Source organism: Sunxiuqinia dokdonensis (genome assembly GCF_001270965.1).
Taxonomy (GTDB): domain Bacteria; phylum Bacteroidota; class Bacteroidia; order Bacteroidales; family Prolixibacteraceae; genus Sunxiuqinia; species Sunxiuqinia dokdonensis.
Genome location: NZ_LGIA01000097.1, coordinates 1 through 1,624, shown reverse-complemented (window position 1 = coordinate 1,624; position 1,624 = coordinate 1). Strand labels below are relative to the sequence as shown.

Below are 1,624 nucleotides of genomic sequence, written 5' to 3'. Positions count from 1 at the left end.
ATTCACTCACCCATGAGTAAGTTAGTAAGTTGTCCGTAACCATGATTTCACTTGATGTATGAATATTATCTAGTCGTCCCTGAAAAAGTTTTCAATAGGTTGATAATCAACAAAAAGATGTTGAAAACTATTGATTTTCTGCTGGTTAAAATTGCAAGGTTATTCGTATTTTCAGGAAAAAGCTTGCAAAATGATAGGAAAAAGAGACAAGTCACCACAGCTGAATATTTTCCAGGTACCACTGGTTCAGTTTATCGATAAAGAACATGAATTATCCCGGTTGGCCGACCAGATCGACTGGGAATTAGTGGAAGATGAGTTCAGTAGCTATTATTGTCCGGACAACGGGCGTCCTTCCATTCCCATCCGAAAGATTGTGGGTGTTTTATTGTTGAAGACGATGTTCAGCCATAGTGATGAATCGGTTGTTGACCGATGGCAGGAAAACCCTTACTGGCAATATTTCTGCGGAGAAACCTTCTTTCAGCATGAAAAGCCCTTTGACCCGACTGAGCTGATCAAGTTCCGCAAACGGATCGGTGAGGAAGGTGCCGAAAAGCTATTGAAACTATCGATCAACCTGTTCAGCAGAAAGGAGGTCGAAGAAAAGGAAGTTTGCATCGACACCACGGTGCAGGAAAAGAACATCACCTACCCGACAGATGCCAAGCTTCGAAAGAAGATCATCGAAAAGTGTTGGAACATTGCAGAAAAAGAAGGGATCAAGCTCCGGCAGAGTTATCGGCGCACCTTAAAACAGTTGATGATCGACCAACGTTTCAGGGAACATCCCAAGCGCAGGAAGAAGGCCAACGCGGCGGCAAGGAAGATAGACACCATTGCCGGAAGGATTGTCCGGGATATTGAAAGGAAATTGAGCAGCCAGCAGAAGCAGGCCTATGAAAGAGACCTGATTATTTTTAACCTTGTGTTACAGCAGAAACGTTCGGACAAAAACAAAATCTACAGTCTCCATGAGCCTTCGGTAAGTTGTATCGCCAAAGGAAAAGAGGCAAAGAAATATGAATTTGGAAACAAATCATCTTTGGTTGTCACCAAACACTCCCGGATCATCGTTGGAGCGATGGCTTTTGAAGGGAACCCGTACGACGGGCATACCCTGGATGCGCAACTGAACCAGATCGAACGCCTGACAGGGAAACTTCCCCGGGTTGCCATAGTCGATAGGGGATACAGAGGCCGAAAGGTCATTGATGACACCCAGATATGTACTCCAGGGAAACTGAAAGCATCATCCACACCCTACCAGAAGCAGCAAGTGCGAAAGCGGTTTCGGGCACGGGCCGGAATTGAACCAATTATCGGGCATGCCAAACACGATCACCGAATGGAAAGAAACTTCCTGGCCGGGGTTGTTGGCGACCAGATTAATACCATACTAGCCGCAACGGGCTTCAATCTGATGAAAAAGCTCCGGAAAATCAAAGCTCAAATTTTTGTCTTCATTTTCAAACTAAATATCTGGATTGAAAATCAAATCCGGTTCAAAAGAAAAATCCTTCTCATACAAAAACTGGCGGTTTTTCAGGCTTGACTATCTATGTTTGATAATCCAAATATGACCCATACAAAACTTTGACCGATTTCCATCATTACTATAGTT

The 1,624-nt window shown here is 44.0% G+C and carries 1 protein-coding gene; it reads left to right on the top strand.

The window, feature by feature from the left end; translation table 11 throughout:
• Positions 1-190: 190 nt before the first annotated feature.
• The gene (locus tag NC99_RS07215; protein ID WP_204374931.1) at positions 191-1,555 is read left to right on the top strand and encodes an IS5 family transposase; all 1,365 of its coding nucleotides are present in this window, start codon (positions 191-193) and stop codon (positions 1,553-1,555) included.
• The last annotated feature ends 69 nt before the right edge of the window (positions 1,556-1,624 follow it).

Coding starts and splice junctions, on each gene's coding strand:
- NC99_RS07215 (WP_204374931.1), top strand. CDS start 191: ATGATAGGAAAAAGAGACAAGTCACCACAGCTGAATATTTTCCAGGTA.